We start from the raw sequence: 20,767 nt of genomic DNA, 5'->3' as shown, positions 1-20,767 counted from the left end.
ACGCCAAGTGCGTCTTTTTTATTGTCTGGAAAAAAGCATGAATGCAGTAATTAAAGGCGCAAAAGGTGGTAGTGGGGATACTCGTAAACCAGTAGTCGCAACCGACTCAGCACAATCTAAAACTTATATTAAAATTTTATACGGATTGTCAGAGGGTGAAATTGAAGGCTTAGCAAATGGTTTAAAGTCTGTTTATTTAGAAGAAACACCGCTAGAGAATCCAAACGGTGGTAAAAATTTTGAGAATATCACTTCATTTTTTCGTCATGGCACAAATGATCAAGAACACATCGAAGGCTTTCCCGATATTTCATCTGAGACTGCTATTAGTGTTGAGCTAAAGTCTGAAAATCCATGGGTTAAAGCTGTCTCAAATACTGACTTGGACGCTGTATCTATACGTTTAAAGTGGGGACCAATTAGACAAACTAACCCCGATAATGGGGATGTAAATGGCTACACAATTAAGTACGCAATCGATTTGCAAACCGATGGTGGGGCTTGGAAAGAAGTCTTAAATACACAGCTTTCAGATAAAACATCTGCAAACTATGAGCGCTCACATCGTATTGAATTGCCGAAAGCTAATGTCGGTTGGACTATTCGAGTACGTCGTTTAACACAGAATTCAGAATCAGAATACATTAGCGATAAAATGTATGTCGAAGCATTCACGGAAATTATTGATCTTAAGCTGAATTACCCGAACACAGCATTACTCGGTCTGCATTATGACGCTGAGACATTTTCTAATGTTGCAAAAATAGCGGTTGATCTGAAAGGGGTTAAGATCAAAGTACCGAGCAACTATGATCCTGTTTCACGAAAATATGTTGGGCTTTGGGATGGTACTTGGAAACGTGCTTATACAAATAATCCGGCATGGATTTATTATGATATTTGCACATCAAAACGTTACGCACTGGGTGATCGATTAACGCAGGCGATGATTGATAAATGGTCCTTGTATCGCCTTGCACAATATTGTGATCAAGAAGTTGATGATGGTAAAGGCGGTAAAGAGCCTCGCTTTACTTGTAATGTGTACTTGCAAAGCACGGAAGATGCTTATGCCATTTTAACCAAGCTTGCTGGTGTATTTCGTGCGATTAGCTATTGGGATGGCAATTCAATCATTTGTGATGCTGATATTCCGCAAGATACCTATTTTACTTATACACGCGCTAATGTGCTTGAAGGACAATTTGAATACACTGGTACCCGTGCACGGGATCGACATACTGTTGCGAAAGTGGCTTGGGATAACCCAAAAAACCACTATAAAACCGAATATGTTTTTGTACGTGATGAGGATGCAATTGCTCAACTCGGTATTCGTATTATTGAGATAGAGGCATGGGGCTGTACCTCTGAAGGACAAGCACAACGTGCAGGAAATTGGGCATTAAAATCAGAGCAACTTGAAACTCGTACTGTGAGCTTTAACGTCGGCTTAGATGGTCATATCCCACAGCCAGGTAAAGTGATTGAAATCGCAGATGAGTTATTTGCTGGTCGTGCCAATGGTGGTCGTATTTCTGCTGTTTCAGCAAATCTAAGAACTATTACGATCGATCGTGACAATGTGGTTTGCCGTGCTGGTGATCGTTTAGTTGTGAATGGTGAGGATGGTAAAGCTCAGGCACGCATTGTGTCATCTGTTAACGGTCGTGCTATTACTGTGACGACAGCATTTGACAGTGTTGCAGCACAAAACGTATGGATTGTTGATGCTCAAGACTTAAAGACGATGAAATTTCGTGTAATGAGTATTGTGCAGAATGAACAGCATCAATTCACTGTTACTGCGCTTCAATATGAAGAATCTAAACATGATTTGATTGATAAATCTGCATTTATCAAAGATCGATCAATCACAATTATTAATCCTAATTTTCAAAATCCTGTTGAATTTGTAACGATTAGATCTGAAACAATGGTACAGCAGGGCTTGTCTGTTGAAACAATGATTATTGCATGGCCACAGGCTAATGGTGCCACAAAGTACCAGGTTGAATGGCGCAAAGATGATGGTTCTTGGTTAAAATTACCGCAAACTGGGAATAACTCAATTGAAGTATCCGGAATTTATGCTGGTAAATATCAAGCGCGTGTTACAGCAATTAATGCATTTGATGCTGTATCACTGTCAACTTATTCAGAATTAACACAGTTAACAAACAAGCAAGGATTTCCACCTGAATTAGCATTTATTCGAGCAACAGGTGTGTTATTTGGTATGCAAATTAATTGGGGTTTTCCAACCACTGGTGCTCTTGATACCGCTTATACCGAAATTGAAGTTTCGCCAGATGGTATATCAAATATCGCTCGTCTAGGTCTATTTGCTTATCCAACTACAACACATACCATTCAAGGCTTGCAGGGCAATTTAACGCAGAAATATAGAGGACGTTTAATTGACCGTATTGGCAATGTTGGCACATGGTCTGAATGGGTGGAAGGGGTAACATCATCAGATTCAAGTAGTGTTCTGAATCTTCTAGATAATCAAATTGCTGAAAATCAGATCGTTAACAACTCAATTACAACTGGTGTGTCAGGAACTGGTGTTGCGGCACTATCAATTATCACAAATGGTGGTCGCGTTATGATTGATATTGGGCTAACGCTTAACTATTTGTATGAGACACAGCTTCAAGATATATCAACGTTTGGGAGAGTACACTTAAAGAGAAACGGGGTTCTAATTAAGTCATTTGAGATTTATGCAACATCGGTAACTACTGAATATGTAGTATTTAATTACTCTGGATCACTTAGTCCGGTCACTGATTACCCATCGGCAGGTGTAAACATGTACACAATTGAAGTTGCAAATAATCCCACATCTACTGAATTTTTAACACCAAATATCAATACATGGGTTAAACCAGAGAATATAACAATGCGCATAATGGAGGTAAAAAAGTGATTAAGCGAGTTTTTGTTAACGAGTTTGGTAAAGTTATCAGTATTATTTGTGGCAGTGATGTTGATATTGATGTTAATACAATAGCAGATTTAAAATTTTATGATTTAAAAGAAGGGCAGCAAGTAAATATTGGTGATTATTTTCAAGATGATAAGCTGGTTTTTTTATCTGAAAAGCCAAGCATTTATCACGAATTTAACTATGAATTAAAGCAATGGTTTGATCCTCGTTCTATTGATCAGATCAAAGAACAAAAATGGCTTGAATTACGTCATCAGCGTGATGCATTAGAGTTCGGTGGTTTTGAGTTCGAAGGGGATATTTATGATTCAGATCAAGTGTCGCAAGTACGTATTTCGGGTGCTGCAAATGCAGCTATTGATCAGGCATGGACTCTTGCTAACAATTCAATAAAATATCTCACAACTGCTCAACTTAGAAAATTGTATCAAACATTACAAGCGCATGTTGCAAGTGTGCATGAGCGTGGTCGTATTGCTCGACAGTTAATTTATGATGCTGAAACACATGAGCAAATAAATCAAATTCAACTCTAATTAATTAAATCCACACAGCACCCAATTGGGTGCTTTTTTTATGCGTGAATATTATGGCTAGAAAGATATTAAATACCGGAATTATTGCAAATGACGGTACTGGTGATAAACTGCGAAATGCGTTTGATGCAACACAACAGAATATTGCTGAAGTTTATAATTTTTTGGGGGATGGTAATAATTTAACAGCACTTTTGGCACGTCAACGACTTAGTATTTTATCTGAAAATGAAACAAAGCAGCTTATTACTCCAAAAGCAGATCAAACTTACGTTGATGATGCTTTAACCAATTTTACAAACGGTGCATCCAAGTTTTATGCAACTTTAGCTCTTGCGAACGCAGATATTGCAAATATTACAATGAAGGACAAAGTTGATGTTGGTGAAGCTGAAATTGGTGGCACGTATTACAAGGCAACTGCTAATGCGACAAGCTTAACTAAGAGTGCTTATGATGCTGTCGAGCAGTCTAAAAAATATGTTCATGATGCAAAAATTAAATATGATCAGTTGACTGGTGAATTGAGCAATTTCCCTCTAACAAGAGGGTATATCGCAAGTAATGGTGTTGATGCAAGCACATCTACTAACACAGATACACATAAACGAACTGACTATATTGTTGTTAACGCAGGACATACGATTGAGCTAAGAAGCAATGAATATCTTTATAATCATGCTTTTTATAATGAAAACAAAAAATTTATATCATCGCCTGATTCTTGGCTAACATCATCATCGAAATTCACAGCGTCGCAAAATGGTTTTGTAAGATTTGCATTTAAACGTGTCGATGGAGGTTTAATTAATCAAACAGTTTGTGATTTTGCTGTTGTGCAGTTTGATGATGTAACTTTTGTGAAGCAAAATAAACATATTGCTAATCAGTTAATATCTTTAAATCACTTATCTGAAGATATATCAGATCGATTGATTAATCGAAACATAGAATTAAATGAGTTTGAGAAGTTTGTCGGTAATATTGATTCAACAACGGGTGCAAATGGTACTGCAACTTCAACAAATGTACATCGAACAGATTTTATTAAAGTTGAAGCTGGTGATATTTTTAGTATCACAAATTCAGCATACGTATATTGCCCATTTTTGTACGACGAAAATAAAAACTTTATATCATCAACAGGAACATGGACTTCTGCATCTATTACTGTGACACAAGCTGGATACGTTAAATTTACAACGAAACAAGCGAACAATGGTGCTGAGATAAATGATTTACCCAATATAAATTGGATAAAATTAACAAGAACAGAAGGTGCTTTTGTAAAAAGTTCAGTTGATGTTGGTGATAAAATTATTAAACCAAATCATTTGTCTGCTGAAACGCTTGAGTTGATTGGGCAAGGTGGCGAGGGCGTAGTAACCCAATGGTTTGGCAAAAAATGGCTATCTTTAGGGGATAGTATTACAGCACGTGGTTGGTATCAGCCACACGTTGTATCTGAGCTTGGTTTAGATTCATTCGTTAATTTCGGTGTTGGTGGGACATGTCTTGCTAGAAAAACAACATCAGATACAACAGCGATGTCTGTGAGATATGTAGATATGGACGCTACAGCAGATTTAATAACGGTTTGGGGTGGTGTAAACGACTTTGGTTATTCTTATGGATCGAATGGCGGAACCATACTTGGGGCAATTGGTGATACATCAATTGATACAGTTTATGGTGCATTGGCAACAATAATTGAAGGTCTTATCACAAAATATCCACTTGCAAAAATAGCTTTTATTATTACCCCGCCAGTCTCTAATGCAATGGGTATGCGCTCAGCAAATAAGAAAGGATTTAGGCTTGAACAATACTGTCAAGCTGTACGCGATGTTTGTGAGTACTATTCAATTCCGTATCTTGATCTTTACAAGCAGTCAGGAATCAACGAGAAAAACGTCAATATTATGACAAGTAATATTGCAAGTACCGCACCAGATGGTTTGCATCCTAGTGCCGTTGCAATGGAGCGTATCGCAAAGAAAATGTCGGCATTTCTTAGAGATTTGTGATTAAAAATAAGTAAGTTAATCACCCAACAAACCGCTACTAACCTCACTTCACAATTGAAGTGGGGTTTTTTATTACCCAAATTTAGGAAAACATATGCACGATCATGAAAAAACATTTTTAACACTTATTTTTATCGGGGGATTAATCGGTATGAGTAAGCTCTTAGTTTCAAATGAAAAAATCACATTTAGATTACTGATTGGACGAACCATTTTGGGTTCAGCATCATCATTAATTGCGGGTTTAGTGTTGCTTCAATTGCCGACTATCTCACCACTTGCATTGATTGGAATTGCTAGTGCTCTCGGCATCTTGGGGTCAACATTCATTGAAGAATATTTAAAGAAAAACGCTAAAAAGTGGGGTAGTTAATACCCGAATCAAATATCGCACCGCCATATTGGCGGTTTTTTACGTCTGGAGAAAATGAATGTCCGTAAAACCTGAATTAGACTGGATTGCAGAAGCTCGAAAGCATGTTGGTCTTCGAGAAATCAAAGGCATTCAACACAATAAGACTATCATTAAGTGGCTTGAAGACCTGAAGGCATGGTGGCGAGATGATGAAACTGCGTGGTGTGGTGTATTTACTGCACATTGCTTACAATCTGCCGGTGTTAAATATCCGAAGCATTGGTATAGAGCGCTCGATTATCTAAACAGTGGAACAAGACTAACAAAGCCAGCTTATGGCTGTATTGCTGTAAAAACACGTGCAGGCGGTGGCCATGTTTGCTTTGTTGTTGGTCGTGATAAAAAGACAGGGAAATTAGTTTGCCTTGGTGGAAATCAATCAGATTCAGTGTGTTATGCACTTTATAACGAATCAGACTTCACATTCATGTGGTACGGCAAAACAAGCAAACCTGCCGATCATCGTTATGATTTACCGACTATCACTGGTGTTACAGCAACGAAGGTGACTGAAGCATGACAACAATCTGGAAATACAAAACATGGATCGCAATTGCGATCCTTTGTTTTATCTGCTTTGGGCAACTGGCTTATACAAATCACTTATCTGGCCAACTTCGTAAAGCTCAAGAAAAGTGCAATGCACAAATATTAAAACTAGAGCAGCAACATCAACAAGCAATTCAAAAGCAGCGATCTACAATCAACAAACTGAGCGCAGACTATGAAACAGCAAAATCAGAACAGCGAATTAAAGTCGAAACAGTCACGAAATACATCGATAAAATCGTTGAGCGTCCCATTTATTATAATCAGTGTATTGATGACGACGGCATGCAGCAGCTCAATTCGCTTATCAAAAGTCGAGATTCCAGCTAATTTAATGCAGTCATGTCCACAGCTTCAGGAATTATCAGGTACCGCCGGTAAAGAATTGATAAAGTGGGGAGTGGATACGGTTGATAAATATAATCAGTGTGCAATGCAGGTTGATGCTTGGATTGAAGTCGGGAAAGCCCTCAAATAAGGGTTTTCGCTCTGCAATATGCAATCCAGGCGAATTGCCATTCTTTCTCTTCATATAACTCTTGATCTTCATCCCAAGTTGGGCGACCAAAAGCCATGATCCAATCTTGCATATCATTTTCAAATTGAATTCTTAACTCAATATCAAGCATCAACTTAAACTCTCAATATACTCGCTTTTAATTTTGTCGCAGTAATCAGCCCAAGCTTGCATCATTATTTTTCGTTTTTCTAAATGCTTGGTTCTATTGTATGCTCGACCATGCATATCCCGAACTTGATGACCTAACTGCATCTCAATGATCTCAACAGGAAATTCAAGCTGTTCTTCGAGAATTGTTCTGGCTGATGCTCTAAATCCATGTGCACTAACAGCCTCTCGTTCATAACCAAGCCTTCTAAATGCCTGATTTATAGTGTTATCAGACATTGGGCGTTTACTACTAGTCACAGCAGGGAATACATATTCACTACAATTTGATGTAATTGGATGTATCTCTTTTAGCAAAGTAACAACTTGAGTTGCAAGCGGCACAATAAGCTCAACACCAGTCTTGATACGTGTTTTTGGTGGTGTATATGCCCAGATCGCCCCATCTAAATCAATATCAGCCCATTTTGCCTTGCGTAGCTCTCCTGGTCTAACAAAAACCAGTGGTGCAATTTTAAAAGCAATTTTGGTGATAATCGTACCATCGTATTGGTCAATAGCATCTAAAAGCCTAGCAAACTCTTTTATGTCTGTAATTGCTGGCATATGTCTAACAACTGGGGTCTTGATTGCTCCGCGCAAATCTTGCGTAACATCGCGTTCACAACGACCAGTGGCAACACCATATCTAAAAACCTGACCACACCTGACTTTTACTTTTTTTGCTGTTTCAAGCTTTCCTTGTCGCTCATATATGCGACACACATTTAAAACATCAACAGGTGTAATTTTATCAATCGGTTTATTGCCAATGTTTTCATAAATCACTTCAAGAAGACTATTTGACTTTTGAATTGTTGATTCAGCGAAATTCTGTTTAGTTTTCCATTCTTCAGCAATTTTCTTAAATGTGTTTTCAAGCGAATTCGTAATCTCGTTATTAATACGTAATTTTTCTTCTCGTGGATCTATATTTTGTGCAAGCAACGATCTTGCTTCGTCTCGTCGTGATCTAGCATCTGCAAGCGATACTTCGGGATAAGATCCAAAGCTGATGGTATTTCTTTTTTTGGAATAAGGGCGATAGTAGTCAAATCTCCAAAACTTATTATTCTTCTTATCAATCAAAAGATACAGGCCACCACCATCCGACAGCTTTACATTACTACCTTCTGATTTAGCTTTTTTTATCTTCGTATCGTTAAGCGGTACAACAGTTCTGGCCATTTTAGCGGTATCACATTTAGCGGTATTTATACGATACCGTTATGAATACCGTTATAAACACTAGATTATCTTAGACTATCTTATACTATTAGATTATAAATTTAACGGTTTTTCAATGTATTCAGTGCTATTCGTAGACTATCTTATACTATGCTGAACTTTATATTGGTGCGCCCTGCGGGAATTGAACCCACATCGGTCGCTTAGGAGGCAACTGCTCTATCCAGTTAAGCTAAGGGCGCGGCGGATATAACTTAGCATAAAAAAGTTATTATCGAAATAATAACTTTTTTACGGCTTGAGGTTAACATGGGTTTTCTTGACTTTATTTATCTTTAAGATTGAGTGCCTGATATAACAAATACATGGCAACAATCCAAATCGGAATCATGATCACTGATTCCATAAAGCCTTGACTCCACATAATAAACAGTACAACAGCAATAAATACTAAAACTAAGTAATTACCCAGTGGTGCCCATAAAGCAGGATAAGAGGTTTTAAATTTTAGTTTCCGCTGTGCACGTTTAAATTGTAAATGCGTTAAGGTAATCATGGCCCAGTTAAGGACTAAAGCACCCACAACAATATAAATTAAATGACTTAACGCTTCTTCTGGTACAAAGTAGTTGAGTAATACACAACCAAAAATAAGCAAGGCTGAGAGTAGTACAGCAGGGACAGGTACGCCTTGTTGATTGGTCTTGGCAAATATTTTAGGGGCATTCCCTTGTTTTGCCAAACTATAGAGCATGCGGCTATTGGCATACATGCCACTGTTATAGACTGATAAAGCTGCTGTCAGAATAATAAAATTGAGTAAATGTGCGGCCCAGTTAATCCCTAATTGACTAAAAATCATCACAAATGGACTTTTATCTAAGTCACCTAACTGCAGTTGATTCCATGGCACTAAAGACAATAACACCGCCATTGATCCCACATAGAATAACAATACCCGAAATACCACCTGATTAATGGCTTTAGGAATAGTCTTTTGTGGATTGTCAGCTTCAGCTGCAGCCATGCCAATCAGTTCAATGCCGCCAAAGGCAAACATTAAAAAGGCCAGCATAAAAAATAGTCCATCAAAACCGTTAGGAAAAAATCCACCATGAATCCAGAGGTTACTAAAAGAAACACTAGATTCAGCATTGGCTGTAAAAATTAAATAAAGTCCAAACACAATCATGGCAATGACGGCAGATACTTTAATAATCGATAACCAAAATTCAGATTCACCATAGAATTTCACATTACCCAAGTTCACAAGCGTAATAATGATGAAAAAGCACAGTACCGATGCCCAAGCGGGAATATGTGGCCACCAATAATTAATATATTTTGCGACGGCCGTTAGTTCTGTCATGGCCACTAAAATATAAAGAATCCAATAATTCCAACCTGTGAGGAAGCCTGAAAATTTACCCCAATATTTATACGCAAAATAACTAAATGAACCAGCAACAGGTTCATGCACAATCATTTCGCCTAATTGACGCATAATTAAAAATACAATAAAGCCACCAATCGCATATCCTAAGATAATCGATGGCCCAGCAGATTGGATAACATGAGCGGAACCTAAGAATAAGCCTGTACCAATTGCACCACCCATGGCAATTAATTGGATATGACGGTTCTTTAAGCCACGCTGAAGTTCAGTAGAATTGTTATTCAAGTTTTCAGCCCGACAATGAATAAGTAACAAGATTGTAATAGATTGAATACAATTCGCCTAGTAGCGCATCAATCATAAAATAAATTTATATGATATATGCTATTAGATTATGCTTAAAGTTGTATTAATTATAAATTTATCAAAGTATTAATTTTATCTGATGAAATTTTATTCAGAAATAAAAAAATGATCATCGCATCGTTCGTTTCTTTTTTATACTTAAGTCCAGTATCTTCGCTATCGGCTTAAAAAAGCAGTATGCTAAATCACTGAAAATTTTAACTACAAAATCAAGACAAGGATTTAAATCAATGAGTTTTCCAGCACAAATAAGAATTCCAGCAACTTATATGCGTGGTGGTACAAGTAAGGGATTATTTTTTAAATTAGATGATTTGCCACTTGCTGCACAACAACCCGGTCCAATTCGCGATCAAATTTTATTACGTGCCATGGGAAGTCCAGACCCTTATTTAAAACAAATTGATGGAATGGGTGGAGCAACATCCAGTACCAGTAAAACTGTGATTGTGGCAAAAAGTACCCAGCCTAATCATGATGTAGATTATTTATTTGGACAAGTTTCACTGGATAAACCATTTGTCGACTGGAGTGGTAATTGTGGCAATTTAACGGCTGCTGTGGGCGCATTTGCTATTCAGCAGGGTCTGGTTGATGCCAGTAAAATCCCTGAAAATGGTATTTGTACTGTGCATATTTGGCAAAAAAATATTGCCAAAACGATTTTAGCACATATTCCTGTACGTCATGGACAAGTTCAAGAAACAGGTGATTTTGAATTAGATGGCGTGACTTTTCCAGCAGCAGAAATTCAAATTGAGTTTCTTGATCCAGCAGATGATGGTGAAGATGGTGGAGCAATGCTACCGACGGGTAATGTGATAGATACTCTAGATGTGCCAGGTGTGGGATCATTTCAAGTTACTTTTATTAATGCTGGGATTCCAACTATTTTTTTAAATGCTGAGGATTTAGGTTACTCTGGCACAGAGTTACAGGATGATATTAATAATAATGAGCAAGTCTTAGCCAAGTTTGAAACCATTCGTGCCTATGGTGCAAAACAAATGGGACTCATTCAAGATATTGCTGAAGCAAAAGATCGCCAACATACACCTAAAATCGCTTTTGTTGCACAACCTAAAACGTATATGGCATCGAGTGGTAAAGAGGTTTCAGCGCAGCAAATTGATTTATTGGTGCGTGCTTTATCGATGGGTAAATTACATCATGCCATGATGGGAACAGCCGCGGTTGCCATTGCCACAGCTGCTGTAATACCTGGTACTTTAGTGTATAACGCTGCAGGGGCATCAGGTCAAAAAATTGTTACTTTTGGCCACCCATCGGGGACATTAAAAGTCGGTGCTCAAGCCGAACAAGAACATGGACAATGGCAAGTCAAACGTGTCGTGATGAGTCGTAGTGCACGTGTCCTTATGGAAGGCTGGATTAGGGTGCCTGTTGAGCTGTAATGAAATGGTCTGATGAATGGATGCTTTGCTATTTTCCATACTAAATCGTATTTGCTCATAATATCAATTGAATGCACCATAATATGGTTGCATTCTAAATGAATAAATGAGTCATTCTGCCATGACAAATATCATTATTAATATAATGTGATCAGATCATCTTAAAATATAGCGTATTGCAATATTACTTTAGTTGATATCTAAAGCGATATTGCAATAATGATTTAAATCAATATGAATGATATTGACTAACTTAATGCATGTAATTTAAGCAATGCTACTGTTGCTGTAGAATAAATATTCAATTTTGGTACTTATTTTAAGCAAAATATTTATATTTAATAATATATTTTAATTTTATAAATAACTATTAAGCTAAAGCCTACACTATTAGCTTTAGCAACAATAATACGTATATAGCGCATTAAGAATGATATTTATAGACTTAGATGAATATCGCCAGAGAGTCAAACAACCTATTGTAAGATTATGAATATTATAAATTAATACATTCTTGTTTGATAAATATTTTGCTAATTCGTGGATCGCGATTTTTGAATTGATGGTTTATTTATTGTCATGTATTTTGATTAAAAATAATATGAATTAACAACTAACCATCATGATGATAAATAGTTAGATATTTTAACAAGATTAAATTTATGAAAAATAGAGATAAATAAATCAGAATAAATAAAATTAATAAATTATTATAAAATATTTAGTAAAAGTGATTTTAATATTATGCATAACTTGGTAGATTATGCGAATGAGATTGCATGTATAAGTTTAATTGTCTTATCATGGCGATCTTATTTCGTATGTTGAACCTGTTTTAAATTTTGCTATTTAGCATAAATGGGTAAGGATAGGCTATTTTGTATTTAAAAAAATTAGCTTAAGGGACTAACATATACCAATGTATATTAATAATTTTTGGAGAATTTAATGCATCAATTGCTTAATGGGAAATTTTTAGCACAAGGCTTGGCAGTGACAATTTCAGCACTGATGTTGAATACTGTTCATGCAGCAACAGCTGAACAGCAACAAATTCAAGAGTTACGTAAAGAGATTGAAGCGTTAAAAACGTTAGTACAGCAGCAACAGCAGGTACAGAATAATCAGGCTATTCAAATTCAGCAAGTGAAAGCACAACCTGTCGCAGTAGCAAAATCAGATTCTGGTTTGGCAGCATTAACCAAAGGCGGTGCTGAAGTTAAACTGTATGGTTTTGTTCGTGGTGATGCCAATTATATTATCAATGGTGCTGATAATGATTTTAACAGTGTAGCAAAAACTGGTGTTGGTGATAATAAACAAGTTAAAGACAAATTACGTGCAACAGCGAAAACAACACGTATTGGTGTAGACTTTAAAACCAAAGTCAATGGTTCAGATGTTGGTGGTAAAATTGAAGCCGATTTTGCTGGCGGTTCAGGTAATACCGATAATTTCCGTATCCGTCATGCTTATTTAACCTATGATAACTGGTTGATTGGTCAAACCACCTCTAACTTTTTATCTAATCATGCACCATTTATGATTGACTTTAATACCAACGTGGGAGGTGGTGTTGCACGTATACCATTGGTCCGTTATGGTATTAATTTAGCACCAACAACCAAGTTATTCTTGGCAGCAGAAGAAGGTGATAGTACTGGTTCAGAAATTAAATATCGTGTACCAGTCCTGACTGCAAAACTGGCACATTCTTTTGCTGATAATAAAGGTAGTGCATCTGCACGTGCTTTGGTTGAATATTATAAATCTGATAAAGTTGATAAAAGTAAAGCTGGTTGGGGGCTTGCAGGTGGTGTAACTTATCAGGTACTTGAACCTTTAAAACTAACTGCAGATGTATCTTATGTTAAAGGGGATAATAAATATCTTTACGGTACAGACGCTACTGCGACTTATGCAATCGTAGATGATAAAATTGCACAAAATGAAATTTGGGCAGTACAAACTGGCGCGACTTATGCCATTTTGGATAATTTAACCACGACCATTGGTTATGGTGCACTGTTTGCAGATAAAAACAGTGATTATGCGAAATTTGCCAATACTTTATCGAATGCTTCTGATTTTAACAAAGAAGTACAGCAAGCATGGATTAACATGGTGTATTCACCAGTTAAGCCACTTGAATTGGGTATTGAATATATCAATGGCCAACGTAAAAGTTTTAATGGCAAAAAATATGATGATGATCGTGTTGGTTTAATGGCGAAATATAGCTTTTAATCTTTAACAATTCGCATTGTTATGTTGGCTTTAAGTGAGATTTCGGATCTGACTTAAAGCCATTTTGATTTTATGTTATATAAATATGCTGCTCATTGATAATGAGATTTATAGCACACTCTCTATCATGACTGATCATGTAGTATTTTGCCACATGGTTAATGGATTGATACAGCATAAATAAGCATTGGTCTCTGTGTTGCTTATATATTTTTTAAGCTAAAATTTTATCTAAAACTGCAATAAAAAACAGATTATTTTTTCATCGATATTTTTTCAGATGGAGTAGGATCTTGAATCCATCCTGTTGATGCGAGGACGAGAACAATGAGGCTTTTAAAAAGATGATCCATTTTTTAATGACTATTTCGTCAATCGCTATCTATCGTGAATGCTCCCAAAAATTAAATAGGTTTAAAAATAGAAAATCGAATAACCTTTAACAAGGAGATTTTGATGAAAATATTTAAATATTCGGGGCAGCTTAATAGATGCGCTTTTGTCGTTGGACTTTATATTTTATGATTGTACCTGATTGAAATATATACAGTGACAGATCTAGATCAATGATAAATAGCGCTCATGATGATATACCCGATGTCATCACAGCAAATAAATATTTCTCATAAAAATCGTATTAAATTAAACTTTTTTGTAAAAAATAACGCAAATTTTTTTAAAAATCCGCATAATGTGCCCCTTTTAATCGGCATCATTAAGTGATGATAATATAAATTATATATTTAACATTATGTTTTATATTATTAATTTTTAAGATGGTGCGATCTTCATATTTGTGTGAAAGAGTATGTTTTACTAAATTATTGTTAAATTACACTTGTTTTATTGCCAATATCCTAGCGTAATGGCGATAGCACAGATATCGTTTTAGCTTTAATAGGGAAAGTTTCTATGGAATTTACTTTTAATGCTTACTATACATTGATTGCAGCAGTAATTGTTTTGTTGCTTGGTCGATTTTTAGTAAATCATATTGAGTTTTTAAAGCGTTATAATATTCCGGAACCGGTTGCTGGTGGTCTTGTTGCAGCAGTGATCTCATTAATTGTTCACAATTTTTGGGGTTATAGTATTTCAACCAGTAGTGAATTACAAACCAGCTTTATGCTAATTTTCTTTGCTTCGATTGGTTTAAGTGCCAATTTTGCCAAGCTTAAAGAAGGTGGCATGGCATTGGTAATTTTCTTGATTGTGATCTCCGCGTTTATTGTGGTACAAAACTTTGTCGGTATCAGTTTGGCGACCTTATTAGGACTAGATCCTTTAATTGGTTTGATCGCAGGTTCAATTACACTGACGGGTGGACATGGTACTGCGGGTGCTTGGGGTGAAATTCTAGAAGTAAAACACGGTATTCAAGGTGCACTGGCACTGGGAATGGCAAGTGCCACTTTTGGTTTGATTATTGGTGGTATTATTGGTGGGCCATTGGCAAAACTACTGATTAATCGCTATTCATTGTCTACGCCACGGACCAATGAACAAATTGAAAAAGAAGACAGTACACCTGAAGATATTAATAATACCGAATATGTACCATTTGAATATCCACATCGTGTCCGTTTAATTACGCCTGATAATGCCATCACGACGATTGGTCTTTTTGCTGGCTGTTTGGCTTTTGCTGAAATTATGAGCGGTTACTCCAAAGGAACCATGTTTGAACTACCGACATTTGTTTGGGCACTTGCTGGTGGTGTGATTATTCGTAATATTCTTGAAAGTGTACTCAAAATCCAAATTTTTGACCGCGCCATTGATGTTTTTGGTAATGCTTCATTATCGATGTATCTTGCCATGGCTTTATTGTCATTAAAATTATGGCAATTGGCAGATCTTGCTGGTCCTTTAGTGGTTATCTTGGGTGCACAAACGATTACCATGGCACTTTATGCTGGATTTATTACCTTTAGAGTTATGGGTAAAGATTATGATGCCTCGGTACTTGCTGCTGGTCATTGTGGTTTTGGGATGGGGGCAACACCAACAGCAGTTGCAAATATGCAAGCCATTACCAATATGTATGGACCTTCACATAAAGCATTCTTAATCGTTCCTTTGTGTGGTGCATTTTTTGTAGATTTGATTAATGCCACTATTATTCAGGTGATTTTAAAATTCTTTATTTAAAGTCAAGAGTAGCGTACATTGATATAGCATCGTGACCATAACGTAATTTAAGTAAAATAAAACAATTGTGATGGTATATTGATGCTATAAGTAAAATTAAGTTTAAAAAATGCGATTATTATGTAGATAGTCTAATGATTAATAACGGGCTATCTACAGTATTTTGATCTGGCTATTGATGTGAAATCTTAAAAAAAATATATGCATAAATAGCTAGAAATCGTGATAGAAACCAGAGAAAAAGCCTTATCGTAAGGCTTTTTCTTGTTTTTATCATCATCATAGTAGTGAGTACTAAAATGAATGAACAATTAAATGAAATATTAATGAATTGGGTGCAAGTATTAAATGGCTTGCTTTGGAATTTTCTCATTGTATTTTTATTGGCAGTTGGTATTTTTTATACCTTAATCACTGGGGCAGTGCAGTTAAGACTTTTTCTGCAAAGTATTAAAGTGATGACAATTAGCCGTAAAAAAGGACAAGATCCTCATGGTATTACGCCATTTCAAGCATTTGTAACGGGGCTGGCAAGTCGAGTCGGGGTCGGTAATATTGCTGGGGTCGCAATTGCGATTGCAATTGGTGGTCCGGGTGCCATATTTTGGATGTGGCTAACGGCATTTTTGGGGATGAGTTCAGCTTTTGTAGAATCATCATTAGCGCAACTATTTAAAATAAAAGATCATCATAATCAACGTTTTCGTGGAGGTCCTGCATACTATATTACCCAAGGTCTTAAACAAAAGTGGTTAGGGATTGTTTTTGCAATTACACTGATTTTAACCTACGGTTTTGCCTTTAATGCCGTTCAGGCCAATGCAGTCACGGTTGCGACATCAGAGGCTTGGGGGTGGAATGATTATAATCCTATCTTGCATTTAGGAAGACTTAACTTGGAAGTTTCATGGGTTGGTCTTTTTTTGGTACTGATCACGGGATTGGTGATTTTTGGTGGTATTAGACGGATTGCCTATATTGCAGAAGGGATCGTACCATTGATGGCATTATTATATTTAGCCGTTGCCGTTTATATTATGATTCTTAACTGGCCTCTACTCCCGTCGATTTTTAATTTAATTTTTGATCATGCCTTTGAAATGAATGCAGCAGCAGGCGGTTTTTTCGGTGGTATGATTTCTATTGCCATGATGCAGGGTATTAAAAGAGGCTTGTTTTCCAATGAAGCAGGAATGGGATCGGCACCGAATGCAGCAGCAGCTTCAGATGTAAAGCATCCTGTGAATCAAGGCTTAGTACAAATGTTAGGAGTATTTGTTGATACCTTTGTGGTATGTACATGTACAGCGATGATTATTTTAGTTTCTGGTTTATATCAAGGTGCAGGTTTTGAAGGTGTGGCGCTAACACAAAAAGCTTTGGTCAGTCAGATTGGTCCTTTAGGGAGCGATTTTTTAGCTATTATTTTATTTTTATTTGCTTATTCTACCATTATTGGCAATTATGCATATGCTGAAGGTAATGTACAATTTATTAATAATAATCCAAAAGTTATGCTGTTTTTTCGTTTTCTTGTTTTAATCGTGGTGTATTTAGGTGCTATTGGCAGTATTCCGTTGGTATGGTCAATTGCTGACTTATTGATGGGAATTATGGCCAGTATTAACTTATTTGCGATTGTATTATTGATGCCATTTTTATTGATGTTATTAAAGGACTATAGCATGCAATTACGGCAGGGGACGAAAGATCCCATATTTAAATTAGATCAATATCCTCACTATCAAAAGAAAATAAAATCTGATATTTGGTAAAAGATATTGAAAAAATCTTGATGGTACAGATATTGATTAAAATGGCCGTAATATAAGTCATGTTGGCAGGATATTACGGTCTTTCTTTTATGATGAACATTTGCAACAAAATTTAAACATAATTTTTTCTGATTTGATTTATATTAACTTTTGATTTTTATTATTTTTTATTCAAAATAATGCGTTAGTATTTTATTTACTCAGGATTTTAAAGAAGAATACATATAAATTTTTGTTTAGACGCAGTATGATTTATAGCGACATAAGGTGTGCGATTTTCGCTTTGATTTTTGAAGACTCTTCTTCATTTTGCAATATTATTAAATAGGTTATTCAACAATATGGCAAAGTTTCCTCATACTTTTCTTCTATTGACTTGGATATTATTAAGTTTAGGTGGCTGTCAAAGTGTTCCTTCTGTGTCTACTGCAGCGCAATTGCCTTTACAACATGCCAAACGCAATCATGAGGCACAAGAGCGTTTAGATTTAAAAAAATTCTATCAGCTGAAACAACAGACTCAACGTCCCATCGTGGCATTGGTGTTAGGCAGTGGTGGAGCACGAGGTTATGCGCATATTGGCGTGATTGATATTTTAGAAAAAAGTGGTATTCAACCTGATTTTATTGTGGGAACTAGCGCAGGTAGTATTGTGGGGTCACTGTATGCCAGTGGCAAATCGGCCCAACAACTTAAAGACATTGCTTTAGCGATGAAAGTAAACGATGTTCGAGATTTAACATTTAATTTAAAAGGCTTCTTTGAGGGACGTAAAGTTGAAAACTATATTAATCAAAAAGTGAACCATCAACAGTTACAAGAGCTAAAAATCCCGATGTATGTTGTGGCAACTGAATTAAAAGAAGGGCGTAAAACAGTATTTAATTATGGCAATACAGGACAGGCTGTACGTGCTTCTATTTCTATTCCGAGCATGTTTATTCCTACTCAGATTGGTCATGAGGAATATGTGGATGGGGGCTTGGTTAGTCCAGTTCCTGTAGATGTGGCACGTCGTTTAGGTGCGGATATTATTATTGCAGTGGATATTTTAGCGCAGCCAGAATATACCTCTACAACAAATATTTGGGGATTATTTAACCAGAATATTAATATTATGCAAAAAAATATTGCTGATAATGAATTACAATATGCTGATATTATTATTCGCCCAGATTTACGAGAAAAAAATCATATTTTTGATGTTAAAGATCGTGAAAAAATTATTGATGCGGGTGCTGAAGCTGCCTTAGCTCAATTACCTTTGATTGGGCAGATTTATGCATCTAATTGTAAAAAAATCGAAAAAAATCAAGAACAAGATAATTTAAAATATTACGTTAATAAATGATTTTTTTGTTGTTATAGATTGATTATAGACTTTATAGTTGTACTTCCTATAATCGCATTTCTAATAATAGGATGAGTTTTCTTTGTTGAATATATTCAACAATAGAGATTTTGTCATCGCTATAGATCAATAATAAATTATATTTTAATCGCCCTAGTTTTATGAATAACAGTATAGATATAAACTCTTACTAAACTGAACTTTCCATATTTATCATTGCTGAAATTGTATTTATACTCAATTGGCTTATCGCTCAACTGAATATGATGATATTGGTTGTTTTGATGATAGGAATTGATGTGAGAAATAAAAAATGGCATAGACGGTGAAGTGAGTTTTTATGTCATGATTGAGTTTAAACCTATCTTAGGTCCTATATTGATTACAGTCATATTTGAATATTATATAACGATAAGATGGATATAAAATGATGCGATTGGCTCTTTTACCATATTTATGATTGACATGATAAATATCTCTAGTGTGTATATACATTCATCAATACTCAATAGACTGCATATTTATAGATAAACTGATTTAGCATTTGGATTACATATGAAAAAAATTGAATTAGGCAACAAAGTACTTTTGGCTAGCGTTGAAAATATGATTTTTGAGGTGGTTGGGGAAAATCCAGATGGTAGTTTTGAAATAGAAGTTAAATTAAGCGATATACAAGTATTAAGATACGGTAATATTTCTAAGGAAATGTTACAACTGATTCATTAAACATGCATGATACTCTATTTAAAATTGAATGCGTACCGATCAATGATGCACATTAAATTGAAAAATCAAATAGATTTGATGATTGAGATATTTAAGATTAAATCAATTAGGTACAAATAAAAAATTGATATTGTTAAAGATATTTTATTTATTAATATCGAAATAAAGCGTTACTGTCTAATGGATATGGGTGACTATATATTTCTATTGATGATGGTTAAATCATTATAAAAAATAATGATGTGTTTTTTATTAATTCTGGAACTCAACGCCCTGAAAAATAGTTATAATAATGCTATATATCATTTTCTTTATAGAGTCTAGTCAGCGTAATGTCTCCATTAGATCAAATTACCCCTATTTTAGAAGATCAATCTGAATTAACCATGAGCGTTTTAATGACCCCAGACATGGCAAATTTTTCAGGTAATGTTCATGGTGGTACCATTTTGAAATTATTAGATCAGGTTGCGTATGCATGTGCAAGCAGATATTCTGGTAGCTATGTGGTTACACTATCTGTGGATAAGGTGACATTTAAAGAGCCGATCTATGTCGGTGAATTGGTGACATTCTTAGCCAGTGTTAATCATGTTGGACGTACTTCTATGGAAATTGGTATCCGTGTAGAAGCACAAAATATTCAAAAACGTACTGTTCGACACACCAATAGTTGTTATTTTACAATGGTTGCTGTGGATGAAAACAGTAAGCCAAAACAAATCCCTCCTTTGGCGTTAGATAATGATTGGAAACGTTGCCGTTTTGAAGCAGCGGAGCAACGTAAGGTTGCGCGATTACAAGAAAATCATCACCCATCTTGTAGTATTTATAAGAAAGCACGTTAAATTTTCATCGTATTTTGTGTCTAATTATGCCAATCAATAGATTGGCATTTTTTGTGATTAAAGCAAACTCTGCTTGTATACCATAGTCATTGTGTCGTTATTTAGCCTATATAAGACTTATGTCTAATCTTATTAAATGCTGCAAGAATT

Annotated in this window: 15 protein-coding genes, 1 tRNA gene and 2 pseudogenes; 14 read left to right on the top strand and 4 right to left on the bottom strand. The window is 35.7% G+C overall.

All coding sequences use genetic code 11. The features are described from left to right. Nucleotides 1-37: 37 nt before the first annotated feature. The 7 genes and pseudogenes from QSG86_RS15100 to QSG86_RS15070 all read left to right on the top strand — a co-directional run. Nucleotides 38-2,542: pseudogene (locus tag QSG86_RS15100) on the top strand (phage tail protein); the annotation flags it as partial. 389 nt (nt 2,543-2,931) lie between these two features. Next, nucleotides 2,932-3,492, top strand: a complete 561-nt coding sequence (locus tag QSG86_RS15095) for a DUF4376 domain-containing protein (protein WP_317032246.1) — start codon at nt 2,932-2,934, stop codon at nt 3,490-3,492. Nucleotides 3,493-3,545: 53 nt separating this feature from the next. Continuing rightward, a complete protein-coding gene (locus QSG86_RS15090) occupies nt 3,546-5,519 on the top strand; it encodes an SGNH/GDSL hydrolase family protein (protein WP_317032605.1) in 1,974 nt (657 codons plus the stop codon). A 151-nt stretch (nt 5,520-5,670) separates the two neighbouring features. Next, nucleotides 5,671-5,892, top strand: coding sequence for a holin (locus tag QSG86_RS15085; protein WP_410487478.1), 222 nt, complete (start codon nt 5,671-5,673; stop codon nt 5,890-5,892). 73 nt (nt 5,893-5,965) lie between these two features. Next, nucleotides 5,966-6,454, top strand: a pseudogene (locus tag QSG86_RS15080) (TIGR02594 family protein); the annotation flags it as partial. Next, nucleotides 6,451-6,813, top strand: coding sequence for a hypothetical protein (locus QSG86_RS15075; RefSeq protein WP_317032244.1), 363 nt, complete (start codon nt 6,451-6,453; stop codon nt 6,811-6,813). The pseudogene QSG86_RS15080 and the gene QSG86_RS15075, both read left to right, overlap by 4 nt. Before the next feature lie 4 nt (nt 6,814-6,817). Next, nucleotides 6,818-6,961 (top strand): hypothetical protein, encoded by a 144-nt coding sequence (locus tag QSG86_RS15070; protein ID WP_317032243.1) that lies wholly within the window; start codon nt 6,818-6,820, stop codon nt 6,959-6,961. Here the strand turns inward: QSG86_RS15070 and QSG86_RS15065 are convergent. The 4 genes from QSG86_RS15065 to QSG86_RS15050 all read right to left on the bottom strand — a co-directional run bounded on the left by QSG86_RS15065 (nt 6,954) and on the right by QSG86_RS15050 (nt 10,019). Further along, nucleotides 6,954-7,112, bottom strand: a complete 159-nt coding sequence (locus QSG86_RS15065; protein WP_317032242.1) for a hypothetical protein — start codon at nt 7,110-7,112, stop codon at nt 6,954-6,956. The two genes, QSG86_RS15070 and QSG86_RS15065, sit on opposite strands and share 8 nt — an antisense overlap. Then, a complete protein-coding gene (locus QSG86_RS15060) occupies nt 7,112-8,338 on the bottom strand; it encodes a tyrosine-type recombinase/integrase (RefSeq protein WP_317032241.1) in 1,227 nt (408 codons plus the stop codon). Before QSG86_RS15060 ends, QSG86_RS15065 begins: the two co-directional genes overlap by 1 nt. Before the next feature lie 166 nt (nt 8,339-8,504). Further along, nucleotides 8,505-8,580: transfer RNA gene (locus QSG86_RS15055), tRNA-Arg, on the bottom strand. An 83-nt stretch (nt 8,581-8,663) separates the two neighbouring features. Beyond that, entirely contained in the window at nt 8,664-10,019 is a 1,356-nt protein-coding gene (locus tag QSG86_RS15050; protein ID WP_317032240.1) for an amino acid permease, read from the bottom strand. Nucleotides 10,020-10,330: 311 nt separating this feature from the next. Between QSG86_RS15050 and prpF the strand changes: the two genes are divergently transcribed. The 7 genes from prpF to QSG86_RS15015 all read left to right on the top strand — a co-directional run bounded on the left by prpF (nt 10,331) and on the right by QSG86_RS15015 (nt 20,617). Beyond that, nucleotides 10,331-11,515 carry a 2-methylaconitate cis-trans isomerase PrpF gene (gene prpF / locus QSG86_RS15045; RefSeq protein ID WP_317032239.1) on the top strand — a complete coding sequence of 395 codons (1,185 nt, stop codon included), beginning with the start codon at nt 10,331-10,333 and terminating at the stop codon, nt 11,513-11,515. 948 nt (nt 11,516-12,463) lie between these two features. Further along, on the top strand, nt 12,464-13,762 hold the full coding sequence (locus QSG86_RS15040) for a DcaP family trimeric outer membrane transporter (RefSeq protein WP_317032238.1): 1,299 nt from the start codon (nt 12,464-12,466) through the stop codon (nt 13,760-13,762). A gap of 912 nt (nt 13,763-14,674) precedes the next feature. After that, nucleotides 14,675-15,913 carry a sodium/glutamate symporter gene (gene gltS / locus QSG86_RS15035; RefSeq protein WP_317032237.1) on the top strand — a complete coding sequence of 413 codons (1,239 nt, stop codon included), beginning with the start codon at nt 14,675-14,677 and terminating at the stop codon, nt 15,911-15,913. Between the two features lie 299 nt (nt 15,914-16,212). Next, nucleotides 16,213-17,688 (top strand): alanine/glycine:cation symporter family protein, encoded by a 1,476-nt coding sequence (locus QSG86_RS15030; protein ID WP_317032236.1) that lies wholly within the window; start codon nt 16,213-16,215, stop codon nt 17,686-17,688. A gap of 341 nt (nt 17,689-18,029) precedes the next feature. Next, nucleotides 18,030-19,040, top strand: a complete 1,011-nt coding sequence (locus tag QSG86_RS15025) for a patatin-like phospholipase family protein (protein WP_317032235.1) — start codon at nt 18,030-18,032, stop codon at nt 19,038-19,040. A 555-nt stretch (nt 19,041-19,595) separates the two neighbouring features. Then, nucleotides 19,596-19,769: a hypothetical protein gene (locus QSG86_RS15020; protein WP_317032234.1), complete on the top strand. Its 174-nt coding sequence runs from the start codon at nt 19,596-19,598 to the stop codon at nt 19,767-19,769. Between the two features lie 332 nt (nt 19,770-20,101). After that, entirely contained in the window at nt 20,102-20,617 is a 516-nt protein-coding gene (locus QSG86_RS15015) for an acyl-CoA thioesterase (RefSeq protein WP_317032233.1), read from the top strand. Nucleotides 20,618-20,767 lie beyond the last annotated feature (150 nt).

It is taken from the genome of Acinetobacter sp. SAAs474 (genome assembly GCF_032823475.1).
Classification (GTDB): Bacteria; Pseudomonadota; Gammaproteobacteria; order Pseudomonadales; family Moraxellaceae; genus Acinetobacter.
Note: the sequence above shows the minus strand (reverse complement) of the source record. Positions and strands in the feature narration are given on the sequence as shown.